The 20,345-nt window shown below is 49.1% G+C and carries 18 protein-coding genes; 9 read left to right on the top strand and 9 right to left on the bottom strand.

Translation table 11 applies throughout. The annotated features are described in order from the left end of the window. Positions 1–208: 208 nt before the first annotated feature. From dnaK to BQ7117_RS06910, 4 genes are all read left to right on the top strand, one after another. Positions 209–2,083 carry a molecular chaperone DnaK gene (gene dnaK / locus BQ7117_RS06925; RefSeq protein ID WP_073997040.1) on the top strand — a complete coding sequence of 625 codons (1,875 nt, stop codon included), beginning with the start codon at positions 209–211 and terminating at the stop codon, positions 2,081–2,083. Positions 2,084–2,171: 88 nt separating this feature from the next. Next, positions 2,172–2,750 carry a nucleotide exchange factor GrpE gene (locus tag BQ7117_RS06920; RefSeq protein WP_073996797.1) on the top strand — a complete coding sequence of 193 codons (579 nt, stop codon included), beginning with the start codon at positions 2,172–2,174 and terminating at the stop codon, positions 2,748–2,750. A gap of 56 nt (positions 2,751–2,806) precedes the next feature. After that, the gene (locus BQ7117_RS06915; RefSeq protein ID WP_073996796.1) at positions 2,807–3,817 is read left to right on the top strand and encodes a DnaJ C-terminal domain-containing protein; all 1,011 of its coding nucleotides are present in this window, start codon (positions 2,807–2,809) and stop codon (positions 3,815–3,817) included. A 32-nt stretch (positions 3,818–3,849) separates the two neighbouring features. After that, positions 3,850–4,353, top strand: a complete 504-nt coding sequence (locus tag BQ7117_RS06910; protein WP_073996795.1) for a heat shock protein transcriptional repressor HspR — start codon at positions 3,850–3,852, stop codon at positions 4,351–4,353. Between the two features lie 113 nt (positions 4,354–4,466). On the opposite strand, the gene BQ7117_RS06905 is transcribed toward BQ7117_RS06910, so the two are convergent. Then, a complete protein-coding gene (locus BQ7117_RS06905) occupies positions 4,467–5,180 on the bottom strand; it encodes a hypothetical protein (RefSeq protein WP_073996794.1) in 714 nt (237 codons plus the stop codon). A gap of 163 nt (positions 5,181–5,343) precedes the next feature. Here BQ7117_RS06905 and gluQRS point away from each other — a divergent pair, with 163 nt between their 5' ends. Together gluQRS and clpB are read left to right on the top strand one after the other, a co-directional pair. After that, complete coding sequence (gene gluQRS / locus BQ7117_RS06900; RefSeq protein ID WP_073996793.1) at positions 5,344–6,303, top strand: tRNA glutamyl-Q(34) synthetase GluQRS; 960 nt, start codon at positions 5,344–5,346, stop codon at positions 6,301–6,303. Between the two features lie 195 nt (positions 6,304–6,498). Further along, positions 6,499–9,135: an ATP-dependent chaperone ClpB gene (clpB, locus tag BQ7117_RS06895; protein WP_073996792.1), complete on the top strand. Its 2,637-nt coding sequence runs from the start codon at positions 6,499–6,501 to the stop codon at positions 9,133–9,135. 194 nt (positions 9,136–9,329) lie between these two features. On the opposite strand, the gene BQ7117_RS06890 is transcribed toward clpB, so the two are convergent. Continuing rightward, positions 9,330–10,409, bottom strand: coding sequence for an inositol-3-phosphate synthase (locus tag BQ7117_RS06890; RefSeq protein WP_073996791.1), 1,080 nt, complete (start codon positions 10,407–10,409; stop codon positions 9,330–9,332). 226 nt (positions 10,410–10,635) lie between these two features. Further along, positions 10,636–11,448: an exodeoxyribonuclease III gene (locus BQ7117_RS06885; RefSeq protein ID WP_073996790.1), complete on the bottom strand. Its 813-nt coding sequence runs from the start codon at positions 11,446–11,448 to the stop codon at positions 10,636–10,638. Positions 11,449–11,558: 110 nt separating this feature from the next. Between BQ7117_RS06885 and BQ7117_RS06880 the strand changes: the two genes are divergently transcribed. Together BQ7117_RS06880 and BQ7117_RS06875 are read left to right on the top strand one after the other, a co-directional pair. Continuing rightward, positions 11,559–12,326 (top strand): SDR family NAD(P)-dependent oxidoreductase, encoded by a 768-nt coding sequence (locus BQ7117_RS06880; protein ID WP_073996789.1) that lies wholly within the window; start codon positions 11,559–11,561, stop codon positions 12,324–12,326. Further along, positions 12,295–13,032: a TrmH family RNA methyltransferase gene (locus tag BQ7117_RS06875; RefSeq protein ID WP_073996788.1), complete on the top strand. Its 738-nt coding sequence runs from the start codon at positions 12,295–12,297 to the stop codon at positions 13,030–13,032. Before BQ7117_RS06880 ends, BQ7117_RS06875 begins: the two co-directional genes overlap by 32 nt. 126 nt (positions 13,033–13,158) lie before the next feature. Here BQ7117_RS06875 and BQ7117_RS06870 read toward each other — a convergent pair whose 3' ends face one another. The 6 genes from BQ7117_RS06870 to BQ7117_RS06845 form a co-directional block, all read right to left on the bottom strand. Then, entirely contained in the window at positions 13,159–13,428 is a 270-nt protein-coding gene (locus BQ7117_RS06870) for a ferredoxin family protein (protein ID WP_073996787.1), read from the bottom strand. 15 nt (positions 13,429–13,443) lie between these two features. Then, on the bottom strand, positions 13,444–14,784 hold the full coding sequence (locus tag BQ7117_RS06865; protein ID WP_073996786.1) for an FAD-dependent oxidoreductase: 1,341 nt from the start codon (positions 14,782–14,784) through the stop codon (positions 13,444–13,446). A 31-nt stretch (positions 14,785–14,815) separates the two neighbouring features. Beyond that, positions 14,816–15,439, bottom strand: a complete 624-nt coding sequence (locus BQ7117_RS06860; protein ID WP_073996785.1) for a MusI family membrane protein — start codon at positions 15,437–15,439, stop codon at positions 14,816–14,818. Between the two features lie 109 nt (positions 15,440–15,548). Beyond that, positions 15,549–16,457 carry a carbohydrate ABC transporter permease gene (locus BQ7117_RS06855; protein WP_084790004.1) on the bottom strand — a complete coding sequence of 303 codons (909 nt, stop codon included), beginning with the start codon at positions 16,455–16,457 and terminating at the stop codon, positions 15,549–15,551. Beyond that, complete coding sequence (locus BQ7117_RS06850; RefSeq protein WP_073996784.1) at positions 16,454–17,299, bottom strand: carbohydrate ABC transporter permease; 846 nt, start codon at positions 17,297–17,299, stop codon at positions 16,454–16,456. Before BQ7117_RS06850 ends, BQ7117_RS06855 begins: the two co-directional genes overlap by 4 nt. 131 nt (positions 17,300–17,430) lie before the next feature. Continuing rightward, positions 17,431–18,759, bottom strand: a complete 1,329-nt coding sequence (locus BQ7117_RS06845; RefSeq protein WP_073996783.1) for an ABC transporter substrate-binding protein — start codon at positions 18,757–18,759, stop codon at positions 17,431–17,433. Positions 18,760–19,173: 414 nt separating this feature from the next. On the opposite strand from BQ7117_RS06845, the gene fbaA reads away from it, so the two are divergent. Continuing rightward, a complete protein-coding gene (fbaA, locus tag BQ7117_RS06840; protein ID WP_073996782.1) occupies positions 19,174–20,199 on the top strand; it encodes a class II fructose-bisphosphate aldolase in 1,026 nt (341 codons plus the stop codon). Positions 20,200–20,345: the final 146 nt, after the last annotated feature.

The following is a 20,345-nucleotide window of genomic DNA, read 5'->3' as shown; positions in this document are numbered from 1 at the left end:
GGTGCTGGAAAGGGGGCAGGGAAATAAAAAGCAGCATTTGCAAGATGTGGGAATAAAATTTCTCGCTTAAGAGTTGAGCTTATTGGACTCAAGAAATGATGTACCGATTGGACATAAGTTCAATTGATAAGGCAGACTTGAAGTGAAAGTTAAGAAGTATAGCGGAGAATCGCGAGTAAGCGCTTCGCCGGCTAGTAAAGGAGAAGAAATGACTCGGGCAGTAGGAATTGATTTAGGAACTACGAATTCTGTGGTCTCCGTCCTCGAAGGCGGCGAACCCACGGTAATTGCCAATGCGGAAGGGCAGCGCACCACTCCCTCGGTAGTGGGATTTTCTAAGAGTGGTGAAATTTTAGTAGGAGAAATCGCTAAGCGACAGGCCGTCACCAATGTGGATCGGACGGTATCTTCGGTAAAGCGGCATATGGGCGATCCGAACTGGAAGATTGAAATTGACGGCAAGGATTACACTCCGCAGCAAATCTCGGCTTTTATTTTGCAGAAATTAAAGAAAGACGCCGAGGCCTATTTAGGTGAAAAAGTGACGGACGCAGTAATTACTGTGCCAGCCTACTTCAATGATGCTCAGCGGCAGGCCACGAAGGATGCCGGGCAGATTGCTGGATTGAATGTGCAGCGCATTGTGAACGAACCGACGGCGGCAGCGCTCGCTTATGGTTTGGAAAAAGGTAAGGAAGATGAACTCATCTTGGTATTCGATTTGGGTGGTGGCACTTTTGACGTGTCTTTACTGGAAGTCGGAAAAGATGACGATGGATTCTCCACTATTCAGGTGCGCGCCACTTCGGGCGATAATAAACTCGGCGGCGATGATTGGGATCAACGAATCGTAGATTGGCTGATTACCCAAGTGAAGAATAAAGACGGTGTGGATCTTTCAAAGGATAAGATCGCTCTACAGCGTTTAAAGGAAGCAGCAGAACAAGCTAAGAAAGAGCTCTCTTCTGCTACGACCACAAATATCACTCTGCAGTATCTCTCGATGAGTGAGAATGGGCCGATTCATCTCGATGAGAAGTTGAGCCGGGCCAAGTTCGAAGATATGACGAAAGATTTACTGGAGCGCACCAAGGTACCTTTCCAGAATGTAATAAAAGATGCTGATATTAAGCTTTCCGAAATTGACCATGTGGTAATGGTAGGAGGCTCCACCCGGATGCCGGCAGTTACCGAAGTGGTTAAGGAACTGACGGGCGGTAAAGAGCCTAATAAGGGAGTAAATCCGGACGAAGTTGTAGCAGTAGGAGCTGCTCTGCAGGCTGGAGTAATTACCGGCGATCGCAATGACGTACTCTTGATCGACGTCACCCCGCTTTCGCTCGGAATTGAAACTAACGGTGGTATTCTCACCAAGCTAATTGAGCGGAATACTGCTATCCCCACGAAGCGGAGTGAGCTATTCTCGACGGCAGCTGATAATCAGCCTTCGGTACTCATTCAGGTGTACCAGGGTGAGCGTTCTTTTGCGCGCGATAATAAGTTGCTCGGCACTTTCGAACTTTCGGGAATTGCACCGGCACCGCGCGGAGTACCGCAGATTGAAGTTACTTTCGATATTGACGCCAACGGCATTGTGCACGTATCTGCAAAGGATTTGGGTACGGGCAAGGAGCAGTCTGTGACTATCACCGGCGGATCGGCACTTTCGAAAGAAGATATCGACCGGATGGTGAAGGAAGCAGAAGAGCACGCTGCGGAAGATGAGAAGCGTAAGGAAGAAACTGAATTACGCAATGCTGCTGAGCAGCAGGTGTACAGCATCGAGAAATTGTTGGCAGACAATAAAGACAAGCTCGATGAAGCTGTGAGCAGTGAAGTGAGCGAAGCAGCGGCGAAACTGAAGAAAGCGCTGGAAGGCGACGATGTTGAAGCCATTAAAGCTGCGCAAGAAGAGATGAATCAGAAGGCGCAGCAAATTGGGCAGGCTCTCTATGCCCAAGCGCAAGCGGCGCAAGCAGAAGCTGGCCAAGATGGCTGGAGCGAAGCGGCGCAGAATGCGCAAGCAGGAGAAGATGACGTAGTCGATGCCGAAATCGTGGACGAAGAAGGCGATAAAAACTAATCCGCGCGGCGGCTATTAGTAATTAAATACCGGGGCAGAGTATCTTTTGGATACTCTGCCCCGGGAGAGAGCTGTAAGGAGAAGTGGAATGTCGGAAGAGAAAAAAGAGCAAGAGCAAAATTTTTCGCCACAAGAGCCGGAAAATTTAGCTGCTGACCTAGCCGGTGCAGCAGATAAGGGCGAACCGGCTGCGGAGGGGATTGCGGAGCTTTCGGAGTTAGATCAGGCCTTATTGGAAGTAACCGAGCTAAAAGATAAATTAGCGCGTGCTCAAGCTGATAACTACAACCTACAGCAGGAGTATAACGGTTATGTGAAACGGGCAAAGCAGGAAAATCTGCGTTACCAGGAAATTGGGGTGCAGAAAGTCTTGGAAAGCCTCCTCGGAGTGCTGGACAATGCGGAGCTAGCTCGGGTGCACGGTGATTTGCAAGGTTCGGCTGGAGCTGTGGTGGAAGAGCTGGAAAATACCTTAAAAACTAATTTTCAATTAGAGCGCTACGGACAGGCGGGCGATGAATTTGATCCACAGTTGCATGAAGCGTTGATGCATCAGACTTCGGCAGAGGTGGAAAAAGAAGAAATAGCCCAGCTTATGCAGCCGGGATATCGGACGGGAGAAAAGGTACTGCGTCCAGCCCGGGTAGGAGTGGTATCTCCGGAGTGAAAATTGGTGGAGATATTGCTAGGCGCAAAATTTTATAGAAATAGGAGGTGAGCGTGATGGCTAATCAAGATTGGATGGCAAAAGATTTTTATCAAGTACTCGGGGTAGCGAAAGATGCCGATGCTAAGGATATTAAAAAAGCCTATCGGAAGCTGGCACGTAAATATCACCCCGATCAGAATCCGGGCGATAAGAAAGCCGAAGAAAAGTTTAAAGAAGTAGCCGAAGCCTATCAGGTGCTGTCCGATGACGGGAAGCGCAAGGAATACGATGCTATTCGCGCCATGGCAGGCGGAGGAGCTCGTTTTGCTCCCGGAAGTGATGGCAGTTTCGAAGATATGTTTTCTATGTTCAGTGGTCCAGGTGGAAAAGTGCGCTTTTCTACCAGTGGCGGTGGAGCTGGCTTTGAAGATGTTCTTTCGTCGATGTTCGGAGGCGGTGCTCGTGCTGGAAACGGTTATGCCAGTGCGGGAAGTTTCGGTGGCTTTAATGGTTTTAATTCACGCCGTCGCTCAGAGCGCGGGGCCAATATTAATTCCCAAGTATCGATTCCGCTTCGAGAGGCAGTAGCTGGCACTACAGTAAAAGTGCAAAACGGTAATTCTGCAGTTACGGCGCGCGTGCCGGCCGGAGTGACGAATGGGCAAAAAATTCGTATTGCCGGTAAAGGACAGCCGGGAATAAATGGGGGAGCCCCAGGAGATATTATTCTACAGGTGACGGTGGAGCCTCACCCTGTATTTGAGGTGCAGGGAAGAGATGTGTACGAAAACGTGCCAATTTCTTTCGATGAGGCGGCTCTGGGAGCGACTATTGAAGTGCCGACGATTTCTGGAGAAATCGTGGGAGTGAAAGTACCTGCCGGGTCTTCTACCGATAAGCTGCTGCGCGTGCGTGGTAAGGGTCTGCGTAATGTGCAAGGTAAGCAAGGCGATTTATATGTGCGTCTAAAGGTAGTGGTGCCGAAGAAACTTTCGGAAGCGAGCCGCGCCGCGGTAGAAGAATTCCGCCGCAGTGCTGAAGGAGCAGATCCGCGCGAAAAGCTAAAGGAAATGGCTAAACTGTAAGGGATAGGGTTTCGGAGAAAATAGGAGAAAAGATGGCTAAAGTATCGCGAAGTGCCCCTATCCTCACCGTTTCTGTCGCTGCGGAGCTGGCGGGAATGCATGCTCAGACGGTGCGCCAGTACGATCGCTTAGGCTTAGTGCCGGCGCGCCGCGCACGCGGCGGCGGACGGCGTTATTCTCTTACAGATGTAGATAAACTAATTGAGGTGCAGCGTCTTTCCCAAGAAGAAGGTATAAATCTTTCAGGTATTGCTCGAATCCTTGAATTGAAGCGGGAAGTAGAAAAATTAGAAGCTACCCGCGTGCATTTGGAAAAGCAGCTAGAGCGCATGAGCCAATTGGGAGAAATCATGCGGGCAGAATTAGAGCGGCAATACCGGAAAGATAATCGGGTATTTGCCGCCAGCGCCGAAGGCCAAGTGATGATGGCAGAGCGTTTAGATCAATTACGGGCTGCTTTACGCCGGCAAGGGCAGAGCGATTCGCAAGATTTAGTGGTCTGGAATCCCCGGCGGCTTACGCTTTTTCCTTCGTAAAATAATTGCTCTGAAAATTCCTTAGAGAAAATTTCGCAGAGAAAATTCCCCGAAGAAGGGAGATTTGAGGAGAGAGTTTAGGGTAAATCTAGGGGAAAGAGTTTAGGAAAGGACTAGGATAATAATCCGCTGGGAAAATCACCCATCCCTGCCGCTATGTACTGTGCAAAAAGAGCGGCGCGCTCTATATCTAATCCAGCAGAGAGCGCATTGAGGAATCCAGCTACAAATCCTGCCCAGTTCGCGAAACCTGTGGTTTCGCTATTAGCTCCGCTAGTAATGGTAGTTCCGATATCGCTAGTAGATCCTGTGTTACCAGCAGTTTCAGTTTGCGTAAAAGCTGGCAAAGTGTGTGGAGTATGTGCTTTTTGGTGTAGCGTCCAGCGGCCATCTTTTTCGCAGACGAGCACCTGCCAAGGGTATTTAGCTGCCCAGTTTTCAGCTTGTGCTGCCTCCTGTGGATGTGTTTGGGCGTCTATTAAACATATAAGAGGTAAATCGCCGAGTGTGGCGGCTGCTACGGAAAACTTTTGGCTCTCCAGTACTGCGACGTATTGATACGGCGCATTTTTCACAGTTGCGTTCGGTGCGTCTGTTGGTGTATCTGTAGGCGCATCTGTGGGGGCTTGCTCGGCTATGGGTGCGCCGGCAGCTACACAGTAAAATTGCGGGCAAATAGCAGCTATTTTTGCAGCCGCCCCGGGAATTTCTCCCGGAAATTCTGCCTTTACTGGAGTTCCCAGAGTTTGTAAATTCTCAATAGTTGCGCGATATAAGGCATTATCTATTTCGGGAGAGATTACTTCTGCAAAAGTGTGAATCTGCATTTTTCTGCCTTTATTGTTCTGTACCGTACTCGCTATTTAATACTATTGGCTGTGGCTAGCTACGTCTAATATTTTTTCGACATTGCAGAGTTAATAGCAGTATATCCGCTCGAAAATAGCGCTATGGTTTGCTCCTCAGGTAGCCCTGTTTCAGAATAAGAGTATGGATTTTCCAGATACCGCTTTTTGGCAAGCAAAAATCTGCGGTGCGGGTGCGGGGCGCTACGCGCCTTCTCCGTCCGGCGATTTGCATTTAGGGAATTTGCGTACGGCCTTATTAGCTTGGGCTTATGCGCGAAAAGCGGGGAAGAATTTTTATTTACGAATCGAAGATCTGGATACGCGCTCGCGGCCGCTATATGTAGATAGGCAATTGCATGATTTAGAAGCGCTGGGGATTACCTGGGATGCTACGCCGATAAAGCAGTCGGAGCGGCAAGATTTTTATGATCACTATTTTCAAGAGTTGCAAGGCCAAGATTTACTCTATCCGTGCTACTGTACTCGCCGCGAATTAGCGGAAATTGCCTCTGCTCCGCATACCCCGCCGGGTGCTTATCCAGGTATTTGCCGGAATTTATCGCCGGAAGAGCGCGCAGAGCGGGCTGCGGCGCGCCCTGGGCGGCAGGTGGCGTGGCGTTTACGAGCGGAAAATCAGCACTTGGAAGTGCATGATAAAAATCTGGGATTATATTGCGGTTTAGTAGATGATTTCGTGCTTAAACGCGGTGACGGAGTATATTCCTATAATTTTGTATCGGTGCTGGATGACGGCGATATGGGAATTACACAGATAGTACGAGGAGATGATTTATTGCCCTCCACGCCGCGGCAAGTGTATTTCCAGCAGCTGTTGGGGATACCGCGGCCAGAGTACTGCCACGTACCTTTAGTTTTGAATATGGCGGGGCAACGCCTAGCCAAGAGAGATGGTGCAGTTACCCTCAGCCAGTTACGGGATTTAGGGTTGCAAGCGGCAGATATTGTGCAGCTTCTCGCGGCTTCTTTGGGTTGGGAAGAAGTGCGGAGCAGTAGCGAATTTTTAGAGGTATTTACTCCGGAGCAAATTTCGCCGGTGGCGTGGCGGTGGCCGGGAGTGGGAGCCGAAAAAGCGCCAGAATAAGTGCCTGAAAAATACCAAAATAAGTACTGAAAAAGCTTCGAATAAGAAATAAGAATTCAGTTGCGCGCTCAGGGTGAGGCGGTTCACTCTCTATTTAAACTTGAGTGGAATAGACTCAAAGTTTTCTGCGTTACAGTATATGAATACAAAATTTAGCGCTCCGGTATGCCGGTGCGTAAGACGGAGGTCTATAAGATGGATAAGATGACTACAAAGGCGCAGGAAGCGGTATCTGCAGCTATGCAGAGCGCTGCTGCAGCCGGAAATCCGCAGCTGGAGCCAACTCACCTCTTAGCTGCATTAATAAATCAACCTGCGGGTATAGCTGTAGCTTTACTCGAGGCAGTAGGGGTAGATAAAAACGTTATTGCCCAGCGGGTACAGGCAGTATTAGCGGCACTTCCGGGAGCAAGTGGAGCGAATGTAGGCCAGCCACAAGTTTCCCGTAATTTTTCTTTAATTCTCAGCAACGCCGGAAAAGAAGCTACCGCTTTAGGTGATAGCTATATTTCCACGGAGCATCTGCTGCTCGCCTTGGCTGATTCGGCGCAATCGGCGGGAGAGATTTTACGTACGGCCGGAGCTGGGCGGGAGCAGCTAGCAGCTGCTTTGCCGCAGGTGCGGGGAAGTGCAAAAGTGGATAACCCCGATCCGGAAGGTACTTTCCAGGCTCTGGAAAAATATGGTAGCGATTTGACCCAAATGGCGCGGGAAGGCAAACTCGATCCGGTAATCGGGCGGGATAGCGAAATTCGCCGCGTAGTACAGGTGCTTTCGCGGCGTACTAAAAATAACCCCGTGCTGATTGGCGAGCCGGGAGTCGGTAAAACTGCTGTAGTGGAAGGCTTGGCGCAGCGTATTGTAGATGGCGATGTGCCGGAATCGCTGCGGGGAAAGCGGCTGATTCAGTTAGATGTGGCGGCCATGGTGGCTGGTGCGAAATATCGCGGTGAATTTGAAGAGCGTTTTAAGGCCGTGCTACAGGAGATAAAAGATTCTGCGGGAGAAGTAGTAACTTTTATCGATGAGCTACATACGGTAGTGGGAGCTGGCGGCGGAGCTGATGGGGCTATGGATGCCGGCAATATGCTGAAGCCAATGCTGGCGCGTGGCGAACTACGGCTGGTGGGCGCTACTACTCTGGATGAGTATCGCGAAAATATCGAAAAGGATCCTGCTCTAGAGCGTAGATTCCAGCAAATTTACGTAGGAGAACCGAGTGTAGAAGACACGGTAGCTATTTTGCGCGGCATCGCTCCGAAATATGAAGCCCACCATAAGGTGACTATTTCGGATGGAGCGCTAGTGGCGGCAGCGACGCTTTCGGATCGCTATATTACCGAGCGGCAGCTCCCCGATAAGGCTATTGATTTAATCGACGAAGCGGCCTCGCGCCTGCGTATGGAATTAGATTCTTCTCCAGAAGAAATTGACGTATTGCAGCGGCAGGTAGATCGGCTGAAAATGGAGAAAGCCTATCTGGAAGATACGGAAGAGGACGATACCGATGTAGCTGCTGCGCAACGTTTAGAAAAACTCGAAGCGGAGCTGGCGGATAAATCCGAAGAGCTCGCTACCCTTAATGCTCGTTGGCAGCTAGAAAAAGCCGGCCGCAATAAAGTGGGAGAATTGCGAGTACAGCTCGATAAACTGCGTACCGAATTAGAAAAAGCGGTACGAGAAGGTCGCTATGAAGATGCAGGCCGGTTGCAGAATGGAGATATTCCAGAGGTAGAGCGGCAAATAGCTGCAGCAGAATCTGCGGATAGAGAAGCAGATTCTACTGAGCCCATGATTGCGGAGAGAGTAGATGCGGAAGGTATTGCCGAAGTGGTAGCTTCCTGGACGGGTATTCCAGTGGGAAGATTGCTGCAAGGAGAGACGGAGAAGCTGCTCTCGATGGAGAAACACATCGGAGAGCGTCTTATCGGCCAAGAGAAAGCGGTACAGAGTGTCGCCGATGCGGTGCGCCGCTCGCGGGCAGGTATCGCTGATCCGAATCGTCCGTCTGGCTCTTTCCTCTTTTTAGGTCCGACTGGCGTGGGAAAGACCGAGCTAGCTAAATCGCTAGCAGAGTTTCTCTTTGACGATGAGCGGGCGATGGTGCGCATCGATATGTCGGAATACGCAGAGAAGCACTCGGTAGCTCGCTTGGTAGGAGCTCCTCCGGGATATGTGGGCTACGAAGAAGGTGGCCAGCTTACGGAGGCGGTGCGCCGGCGTCCCTATGCGGTAATTCTGCTCGACGAAGTAGAGAAAGCGCATCCGGAAGTATTTGATATTTTATTGCAGGTGCTTGACGATGGTCGCTTGACTGATGGGCAGGGGCGTACGGTCGATTTCCGCAATACTATCTTGATTCTCACTTCCAATTTAGGTTCGCAGTATCTCAGTGATGCAGAGTTGGATGATAGCGAAAAAGATGCCGCAGTATGGAAATTAGTGCGGGAGCATTTTAAGCCGGAATTTTTGAATCGTCTCGACGATGTAATTATGTTCCGTCCACTCACTATCGAGCAGATTGGTAAGATTGTGGATTTGCAGCTGGAGCAATTGGTGCGGCGTTTGCAGAACCGGCAGTTGCACCTGCACATTAGCGAAGCGGCAAAAGATTTGCTCACGGTAGAGGGCTATGATCCTGCCTTTGGAGCGCGCCCGCTGCGGCGGCTTATTCAGCGCGAAATTGGCGATCAGCTGGCAAAGCAGATTCTTGCTGGCAAGATTACGGATGGCGATACTGTGCGCGTAGATGTAGCTGATCTGGATACCGGAGCTTTAGAAGGTGGCGAGCGGGAGCATCGCTTACAGCTTTCTGTGGAACGGCCGGACTGAGAAAACTACGCCGAGCCAGATTATTTTGGTGAGGTGAATAGGCATTTACTAAAGTAGCCGCTCCTTTCCCGCATAGTGGAAAGGAGCGGCTACGTATTGCTTCGCAAAGGCGATAGCGCTTTATTTCAAGTAGAAATTGCTGAGCGCTCTATTTTTAGTGCTCTTTGTGCCTTATTAGGGCTTTAGTAGCACGCTTAGCGTTCTATCTCTCCTTTAATAAAGGCTTCTACCGAAGCGCGCGCATCGTTGTCGTGGCGCTGCTCCATAGGAGACTTCATAAAGTAAGACGCTGCGGAAAGGATGGGGCCGCCAATACCGCGATCGAGAGCAATCTTGGCTGCGCGGACAGCGTCAATCACAATTCCGGCGGAATTTGGTGAATCCCAAACTTCCAGCTTGTATTCAATCTGGATCGGTACTTCGCCAAAGGTGGTGCCTTCAACGCGCACAAAAGCGAATTTCCGATCTTCCAGCCACGGCACATAGTCAGAGGGGCCGACATGAATATCATGTGGATCTAGCTGGCGTTCCATATTGGAAGTGACAGCATTAGTCTTGGAAATTTTCTTCGATTCTAACCGGTTGCGCTGCAACATATTCATGAAGTCCATATTGCCGCCTACGTTCAGCTGATAGGTGCGGTCAATCCGTACACCACGCTCTTCCATAAGGCGGACAATATCTCGGTGCGAAATAGTGGCTCCATACTGGGATTTAATATCGTCTCCGACAATTGGCACCCCAGCGTCTTGGAATTTCTGTGCCCATTCTTTATTAGAGCCAATGAATACAGGTAGGCAGTTCACGAAAGCCACTTTCGCGTCTATGGCGCATTGTGCATAGAACTTATCGGCTTCTTCCGAACCTACCGGCAGGTAGGAAACCAATACATCCACTTTCTTCTCTTGGAGGGTTTTTACCACATCTACTTCTGGAGCGGTGGATTCGGTTATGGTGTCTAGATAGTAATCTCCGAGACCGTCGAGAGTCTTTCCGCGCTGTACGGTGACGCCGAGTGGGGGCACATCGCAGAATTTATAGGTGTTATTTTGGCTGGCCCAGATAGCTTCGGAAAGGTCTTTTCCTACTTTTTCCGCATCGACGTCAAAAGCTGCTACAAACTCAATATCATTTATATGGTAACCGCCAAAGTTTACGTGCATAAGCCCCGGTACTTTATCGGTGGGTTTAGCGTCGTGGTAGAAATGCACTCCTTGTACAAAAGAAGAGGCACAGTTTCCTACTCCTACGATTCCAACGCGAATTTTGCTCATTATTATCTCCTTGTAGCTGCCGCGCAGCCGGATATTTGCAAGATATTTAGCTGTTTTACCTTATTTTTCCAGGCAAACAGCGCAAGTAAATGTCTTGACTATATGTCATTACAAATAAAATTTTGGCATTAATGCGGCATTTTTTCAACAGTACGGGGTGGCGGTCTGAGAATCCTGCACCATATCGGTCTTAAAGTGTTTGCAACAGTATGGGGTGGGCAGAGCTTTAGTCAGCTAAATCTACTATTACCGGCACGTGGTCGGAGGCGCCTTTTCCTTTTCGCTCATCTCTATCTATATGTGCCGCTTGAGCTCGCGCCGCGAGAGCGGGAGAGGCATAAATATAGTCAATGCGCATACCTTCATTGCGCGGAAAGCGCAGGCGCTGGTAGTCCCAAAAAGTATAATTCTTTGTAAAGGGGCGCGTAATTTCGCTATAGCCTATCTCGGAGAAATTAAAGAAGGCCGCTCGTTCCGCTTCCGTCATATAAATATCGCTTTCGAGGGCGGTGGCATCCCAGACGTCGGCGTCGGTAGGGATTACATTCCAATCTCCTGCTAAAGCGATTTGAGCTTGGGAATCGCGGGCACTTTCTTCTGCAAAGATAGCTAGTTGATGGAGAAAATCTAGTTTGTAGTAGTAGTGCGGATCTTCTACAGCCCGCCCATTCGGTACGTAGAGACTCCAAAAATCGATACCGCCGGTGGTGACGCCGAGGGCGCGCGCTTCGGGGCTAGTATGAGAAATATAGCCTTGACCTGCCGGTGGCTCGCCTTTTAAGAATCCAGGCTGGCCGGGAAAAGAATAGCGCACATTTTCCATACCTAAGCGCGAAATTATCGCCACGCCATTCCATTGATTTAGGCCGTGGGCGACTACCTCGTAGCCGGCCGCCCGAATTTCTGCTTCCGGAAATTGCTCGGTCTTACATTTAATTTCTTGGAGCGCCAATACATCTAAATCGTGGCGGGAGAGCACCGCACAAATACGCTCTAGGCGGGCGCGCACCGAATTTACATTCCAAGTACCTATTCTCATAGTCTCAGCTTAGCGAGATTTTTTCGAAAATTTTTTCAAAAAAGCTTGCGGAGTTTTTCCTGCCTCAGAAAACGAGTAGCCTAGAAGGAAAGTACAGGGGAAGGAATACTATGAGTTTAGCGTTAGTCACCGGAGCCAGCTCGGGGCTAGGTAAAGAATTTGTGCAGTTACTTGCGGCAGAAGGCAGCGATTTAGTAATCGTAGCGCGCAACGAAGAGAATCTCCGCGCTTTGGCAGCGGAGATGGAACGGCGTTTCCGAGTGCAGGTAGAAGTCTTACCAGCTGATTTAACTATGGCAGACGAAGTAGAAAAAGTGGCTTTGCGCTTGCAAGATACCGAAAATCCCGTAGATTTACTTATTAATAACGCTGGTATGGGTCTCGGGCAAGAATTTGTAGGTGGTTCTATAGCCCAAGAGCTCACGGCAGCTAACTTAATGGTAAATGCACTGTTAGTCCTCACTCATGCCGCAGTGGGCGCAATGGTGGCGCGGGGGTCTGGGCAAATCATCAATGTTTCCTCTATTACCTCTATGACGGTGCAGGGCACATATTCTGCGCATAAAGCTTGGGTGAAAGTATTTACAGAAGGCCTAGCTGATGATTTGGCCGGCACCGGGGTAAATATCACTGCTGTCATGCCCGGGCTTATGCATACAGAGTTCCATCAGCGGGTGCATGTAGATGCCGGGCAGTGGGCAGAGTGGATGTTTATTAAGCCGCGGAAAGTGGCGCGGGCTGCCCTAGACGGAGTGCGGGCCGGAAAAGTATTGGTGATTCCCTCTATGCTCTATAAAGCCACTTATGTCGCTTTGAAATTTGCTCCGCGCGCATTAGTACGGAAATATGCGGGTTCGAAAAGATCCGGGCGGCTCTGAAAGCGCAGTAAATATGGACTATTTAGCGCCCGATGCTACGCCAGCTGTGGAAAATACCGAAGCGCCACGTATTCTCGATCAGAATGACCTTTACTATCAGACGCAGTCTCCAGGAGTAGGGCCGTGGATAGGAGAATATCCGGATGATCCACGCTTCGATAGAGAACTACTAGAAAAAGGCGATACCCGTAATGTGGTGGATAAATACCGCTACTGGAGCGTAGAAGCTATAAAAGCGGATTTAGATTCTAGCCGCAGTGAATTGCATATTGCGATTGAGAATTTAGAGCACGATCTGAATATCGGATCTATTGCGCGTACGGGTAATGCCTTTAATGTGGGAGCTGTTCATATAGTCGGCCGGCGGAAATGGAATAGACGAGGAGCACTGGTCACAGATAGATATATGCATATACTGCATCACCCGCAACCGGCAGATTTGGCGGAGTGGGCGGCGGAAAATAACTATGAGTTAATTGCCATTGATAATACGGAAGGTTCCACCCAGCTGGAACGCACCGGTTTACCGCGGCGCGCTTTGCTCGTATTTGGGCAAGAATCGCGGGGAATTTCGCCAGAGCTCCGAGAGCTTTGCGCCGGTATGGTGTATATTCCCCAATTTGGTTCCACTCGCTCGATGAATGTAGCGGCAGCGGCGGCAATCGCTATGCATTGGTGGATTGCCCAATACCGCGCGGACGCCTAGATAAACGCAAAAATTGGCAAAAGCTAAAACTGCAGAGAAATACCAACCCAAAGTAATCCAAGCCAACGTAACCCAAGGTCTAGGGATTATATTTCGGCTATTACTGCTACTTTATTTAAGCTTTACTCAGCCTTGCCGGTAACTGACTCCGTAGCCTCCGCTGGGGTAATGCCAATATAAAGTGCCGGCGGGAGCTATTTGGAGGCAAGTGCCGCATTCAAGGCAACCGGCATAGTCGGCAGTTAATTCTCCGTCTTTATCGATTTTGTATACTCCGGCTGGGCAGCAGCGGATAAGAGCCGCACTACTTTCTTTATCTGTGGCCAGTTCTTTAGTTATTTTTATATGAGTGTTTTCATCCAGTTTAAACTGGGTATATGCCAGTTGTTTCCGCACTTTTTCTCCTGCCTCTCAGAGTGCTCGCCCGGCGCGGAAAGCGTCTTTTATAAGCGTCGTCATTTTAATTCCAGATTTTTGCAGATTGTTCATCACTACTTGGCGTAACGGACGGTGGGGCTGCAAATCCAGAGAATAAAGATCAAAAAAGGTATCTCCGAGGAACTTTCCATAATCGCGGTAGAGGCGTTCATTTTCAAAAAATTGCGGTGCTCTCCGGTAGGTGGCAAGATCTTTTCCGAGCCAAGATTCGTCAATAAAGTTTTGGTAGGAGCGAAGAGACGCAGCTGAAAAATCTTCTTTAACTAAAGCAGTGTGGGCGGCCTGTGCGGCGCAGCGAGCAGATTCGGCAGCTAAATCCATGCCGCGAATAGCTATTCCCGTATTTAGGGTAAATCCTGCTGCATCTCCAATAATGAGTAACCCGGGGGCATAAAGTTTCTGGGCGGTGAGGCTGGGGGCGTCTTCAATCGTTAAATGGCAGCCGTACTCTAAGACTTTTCCGTCTTTAATATAGGGAGCTAAGACGGGATGATTGAAGAAATAATCATGGATATCAGGAGCGGAGAGTTCTTTTTTCACTAAATCATCTAGTCGGAGTACTACCCCTAGCGAAAGGGACTCTTTATTTGTATAAAGGAAACCGCCTCCCGCTCCGCCGCAGGTGGCATCTCCGAGGAAAGAAAAAGCTGCGCCGTTAGGTAGTCCGGAGGTAGTTGCGGTGCTATCTAGGTGAAAACGCTCTTCGATAGCCTTCTCCCCGATTTCAATTACACTTTTTATTCCTAAGGCGAGCGCAGAATTAGGAGCTTTGCTGCGAATCCCCGCGGCAGTGGCTAAGAAAGAATTTACTCCGTCGGCCAATATAGTAATATGGGCGCGCACTTCCTCATCACCAGCGCGGATACCGCAAATCTGTCCTTCTTCCATAAGCAGTTCATCCACTTTCACACCGGGCATTACCAGCACTCCAGCTTCTTCTGCTTGTTCAGCTAACCAAGAATCTAATTTGGCGCGCAGTACGCTCACTGCGTTTACTGGATCTTGCAGACGGGTATCTTGATAAGAGATAGTCACCGCTGATTCTTTATTGAGAAAAGAGAGATTATTAGTAGTAATAGCGCGTTCCAACGGAGCAGTACGGAGAAAATCGGGAATTACTTCTTCCATTACCCGGGTATAAAAAATTCCCCCCGAAAGATTCTTAGCGCCAGGTGTCTCTCCGCGTTCTATTAGCGCTACCGAATAATCTTGCTTTGCCAATTCAATCGCGGCTACGCATCCAGCCACTCCCGCTCCGACGATTACTACGTCAAAATCGGGCGCGGCAGTTGATTCTAAGCAGTTTTTCTCCACAAGGTTTCCTTTATTGGGTATCTCTTACTTATTAGCTTAGCCGAGCTAGTACTGGTTTTTGTATTAGGGCAATTAGATAGAAAATAAAAGATCCACCAATTGCCACCATAAAAATTCCGATTGCATTTAGCATCTGCGGCAGTAGTAGCGCCAATAGCACGGGGAGAAAAATTAACGCCAAGCAGAGCAGAGTGCGGGGAAGATAGCCGAGTGCCAAGCGCACGGCATTTGCCGCGTGAGTAGTTAAATTGTTTTCAAAGTGGCAGATAAGGGGAAAATACCAGAGTAAAAAGGCGCCTATTAGAGCTACCCCCAGCAGAATAAAAGCTAAAAATACACTTACCAATAAGGAATTACGCATGGTGGATATCCAGCGTTCTTCTAGCCAGAATCCGCTCAGTAGCACCAAGGCGGGCACCCACACCAAGGTGGCGAGGCGGAAATTTTCGCGGAAAGCTCGCCACCAGCTTTTCCACACATAGGTTTCTTCTTCTCGTACCATTTCGGCAGTGATACGGGTGGTGGCAGTGAAAGCTGCTCCGGCGGTGAAAAGAGGCAAACTCCCCAGAATCATAAGCAAATTGAGGATTACTAAATCGGCAGCGCTTGCCCAGCTTTGATAGAAACGTGAATCAGGAGAGAGAAGTCCGGCCATAACTGCAGTCTACTTTTCTTCTAGTCATAAGTGCTAATAAAAGAGTGGAGACGGGAGAATTTTTCCCGCCTCCACTCTTGCTAATCAATAGCAGAAATATTGGTTATCTTTAACCCTTCACCGCACCGGCGGCTACTCCCTCGATAATATATTTCTGAGAGAAGAGGTAGAAGATAATAATTGGGAAGATGGCCAGCACCAACATGGCCATAAGGGCTCCCATATCTCGGTTACCGTTCGATCCCACCAGCATTTGAATCACTACGGGGATTGTCTTGTACTTGGTAGATACGCCGATTACCAGATAGGGGAGCAGGTAGTCGTTCCATACCCACATCGCTTGCAGAATAGCTACGGTGATAGCAGTGGGCTTAAGAATCGGCATCACTACCCGGAAGTAGTTTTGTAGAGGAGAGCAACCGTCAATCAGAGCTGCTTCTTCAATCTCCAGCGGAATTGACTTCACGAATCCCGAGTAAAGGAATACCGCCAGTCCGGCGCCAAATCCTAGATAGAGCACAATCATGCCCCAAGGTGAATTCAGCGAAAGCATATCGGCTAGCTTCACAGTCGGGAACATTACCATCTGGAAAGGTACAATCATTGAGAACGCAAACATATAGTAGAGCGCGCTCGTCCACCAAGTTTTCACTCGGGTGATGTAGTAGGCAGTCATGGCGGTGAAGAATACAATCGCTACGACCGAGAAAATTGTGATGAAGAAAGACCAGCCAATCGCATAGGCGAATCCAGATAATTCTAGGCCGGTTTTGTAGTTAGCAATCCCCACGAAAGTATCGCCCAGCGGTACCGAGAAGGGGCTATCGGCGATAAAAAACTTTCCCTTAAAAGAGTTTAAGAATATGAAGAGAATGGGGATTAAGAATATCACTGCTAGCACTAGGAGAAATGCTATAAGCGTCCCGCGGCCAATCTTCCGTCCGAGAGGGAGATGATTAGCTTCCACATTTGCCGCTGTATCCGTAGCGGCAACTTCTTGCTTCACTAAGGTGCTCATTGATCAATCTCCTTTGCCCGGGTATAGCGTAACTGTATGAAAGCAATCAGCCCCACAATTAGGAAGAACATAACGGCTTTTGCTTGCCCTATGCCTTCCTGCCCGAAGGCGTCATACATAGTCTTTACGATATTCAGCGCTGCCATCTCTGTCTGGCCTAAGGGGTTGCCGGCAGTGAGAGCGAGGTTTTGATCGTAAATCTTGAAGGTATTTGCCAAGGTGAGGAAGAGGCAGATAGTAATAGAAGGAGCAATCATCGGCAAAGTTACATTGCGCAGCATCTGCCGTTTATTCACTCCGTCTATTTTGGCTGCTTCTATTAGCTCCGGTGGCACATTTTGAAGGCCGGCAATGTAGATAATCATCATGTATCCCATTAGCTGCCAGTTTATGAGCATTACCATTCCGCAGAAGCCGAGCCGCCAGTCTAATAGGAGCGTCATATTCCAGCGGGAAAGAATAGAATTAAGCATTACTTGCCAGGTGTATCCCAGTACGATGCCGCCGATTAGGTTAGGCATGAAGAAGATGGTGCGGAAAAAATTAGTACCGGGAAGTTTGCGCGTCAATAGATACGCGAGGAAGAAAGCTCCGACATTGACGCTGATAATGGACACGCCCGAAACGAGAGCGGTAAAGAGAAGAGCTCCGATGAAGCCCTGCCGAGCGGTGAATACCTGCATATAGTTTTCCAGCCCCACCCAATTGGCATCCGAGATAGTGGTGAATTCCGTAAAGGAAAGGTAGAGACCGATTACAAAGGGAGCTAGAAAAGCAATAATAAAGGCGATTAGCGTAGGCCCAGTAAATATGGGCATATATTTCTTTAAGGTTTTCGTCATCACATTTCCTAAGAAGGCGGAGGCGGCTATTTCTTTATGCAGTTTACTCAATTATGCGCGGTGGCGCAGCTAAAGTTCAGCTGCGCCACCGTCATTATTTACATAAGGAAAAGAACCCTTATTTGCGCAGTTTACTTGCCTGCTTTTGCAGCTGCCCACTCGTCAACGAAGTACTTCTTGACGTTATCCCAGCTGTTCTTGCCGGAAATGTACTGAGCGAGTTGCTGGCCGAGACCATCCTTGAATTCCTGCGAGGGGAAGATCGGGAATACCCAGTTAATGGTCTGCAAATCCGGGTTGTCTACTGCCGCTTTAACTTCTTTTCCAAGCGGATCATTCGGTACTTCGTCTTTACCGAAGGACTTGAAAGGAGCAATGAACTTGAGGTCTTCTACTACCATCTTCTTGCCCTTTTCAGAGGTGAATACCCAGTTGATGAAGTCCAGCGAGGCCTTCTGGTTGGCTTCGGAGGTCTTGGCATTTACCGCGAGGAAGTTCTCGGTACCTACGGCAATGCTCGTCTTCTCTTCGCCCTTTACGCCCGTATAAATCGGCATAAAGTGTACATCGCTTTCCTTCACAGTGTTGCCTGCTACTTCAGCAATCTGGCTCCATCCCCAGTTTCCGTTCTGCACGAAAGCTGCCTTGCCGAGGGCAAATTCAGCCATGGAGTCGGTAACGGTCTTCGCAGTTGCCTGCTCCGGTGCTACCGTGGAGTTCTTCACGTAAAGATCGAGAATGTTCTTGTAGTTATCTCCGTAGGTGAATTCCAGCTTATCGGAATCGGCTACGTTCTTATCTTTGAGTTCGTAGTATACGGGGTAGTTGGCCAAATGGGTCTGCCAGCGCCAATCTTCACCCGGAGCGAAAGAAGTGGAAGCGAAAGTGCCGTCAATTCCGAGCTCTGCCTTCTTCGCCTGCATATCTTCGGCTACTTCCTTCAGCTTCTCGAAGTTGTTGATTTCGGCTACTGACTTTGCTTTGGCTCCGCTCATGGCGAAGTACTTCTGCAAAATAGCGTCATTGTAGATGAGGCCATATCCTTCTACTACGAAGGGGATACCATATACTCCGTCGCCATCTTTCACAGCCATATTTTGATCGCTGAGCTGCTTGTAGATTTCCGAATCAGCCAGATTGAGAGTGTAATTCTTCCAGTTCTTCAATCCTACCGGACCATTAATATTGAAAATAGTCGGAGCATCTTCTTTTTCAATTTCCGTCTTTAAAGTTTTTTCGTACTGACCGGAGGCGGCAGTTACAATCTTTACCTTTACTCCAGTTTCGTCCGTATAGGCCTTAGCAATCTTCTTCCAAGCTTCCTCTTGTTCCGGCTTGAAATTCAGATAGTAAACGGAGCCAGCGCTCTCTGCTTTTTCATCTCCACCGCAGGCAGCTAGACCGGCCACGGCGAGTGCAGCGGTAAGAGCTAGCCCAGTAAACCGCTTGATTCTCGACATTTTTCCTCCTTAGTATATGCCCTGCGGATTTCAGTAGTCAGAATAGGCGGTAGCCGTCTTCTGCTTTTCTGCTCTCCTTACGGCATTAGATTCAGAATTGAACCCGTATCTTTGCCCGTATCCGCAGCATTGCGGTCCGGTACTTGCTTCAAATTCAATCATATTTTTTTCGCCTTGGCAGTAAAGTTGTAAATAATTTACATTCTTGCAAAATTTTTACTTTTTCATTTCGAGAAAATGGCTATATATAGCCGTTTCTGCTTTCTGATTTTTAAGAAACTGAAAAATGTGCGGAGCAGGCGGGGGAGTTTTGTAATTTCTGCAAAATTTCTTTTTTCGTTGGTGTGGAGCAAAAGGAACTTTAGTGAGATAATTAGAACGCTAGGTTATCTATAAATAAAAGGAGTTTGTACCGTGGCAATCGCAACCCCTGAAGTGTATTCAGAAATGCTCAACCGGGCAAAGGAAAATAAATTTGCTTACCCGGCTATTAATGTGACGTCCTCGCAGACCTTAACCGCTGCTCTGCAGGGTTTTGCTGAAGCAGAATCCGATGGCATTATTCAGGTTTCGGTAGGAGGTGCCGAATACTGGGCCGGTTCTACTATTAAAGATCGGGTAGCTGGATCTTTGGCTATGGTCGCTTATGCGAAAGAAGTAGCGAAGAACTATCCAGTGACGGTAGCTTTGCATACTGATCACTGCGCGAAGCAGAACATCGATTCTTGGGTTCGCCCCTTGCTTGAGCTGGAAGCCGAAGAGGTAAAGGCAGGTCGTTTGCCTTTCTTCCAGTCGCATATGTGGGACGGCTCGGCAGTACCTTTGAAAGAAAATCTGGAGATTGCGCAGGAGCTATTAGAGCTTTCGCAGGCTGCTAATACCATTCTCGAAATTGAGATTGGCGTAGTCGGCGGCGAAGAAGACGGTGTAAAGGCAGAAATTAACGAGAAGCTGTACACCACTGCCGAAGATGGTATTAAGACGGTTGAAGCGCTGGGATTAGGAGAGAAGGGTCGCTATATTACGGCTCTTACCTTCGGTAATGTGCACGGAGTGTACAAGCCCGGTGCCGTGAAGCTGCGCCCCGAGCTGCTCGGAGAAATCCAGGAGGCAGTAGGTGCCAAGTTCAATGTGGGCGATCGTCCTTTCGATTTGGTAATGCACGGTGGTTCCGGTTCCACTGCCGAAGAAATCGCTACTGCGGTGCGTAACGGCGTCATCAAGATGAACATCGACACCGATACTCAGTACGCCTTCACCCGCCCAGTAGTTGATCATATGTTCCGCAACTACGACGGAGTGCTGAAGGTAGAGCATGAAGTAGGAAATAAGAAGATGTACGATCCGCGGAGCTGGGGCAAGGCGGCAGAAGCCGGCATGGCCGCGCGGGTACTGGAAGCCTGCGAGCGTTTAGGCTCGGTAGGCACCAAGATGAAGTAATCTGAGCCTATAAATTATTAGGTAATTCGGCGGGGCGAGTCAGCAGCGGCTGGCTCGCCCCGTTGCATTTTCTGTTCTCTGTAGCTTCGGTAGTTTCTGTGCAGGTGATTTTATCGTCTCATTATGTGTTCCGCTTTCAGGTTATT

The sequence above is a fragment of the Arcanobacterium urinimassiliense genome, from assembly GCF_900119495.1.
Taxonomy (GTDB): Bacteria; Actinomycetota; Actinomycetes; order Actinomycetales; family Actinomycetaceae; genus Arcanobacterium_A; species Arcanobacterium_A urinimassiliense.
The sequence above is the reverse complement of the archived record's forward strand: the minus strand, read 5'-3'. Positions and strand labels throughout refer to the sequence as shown.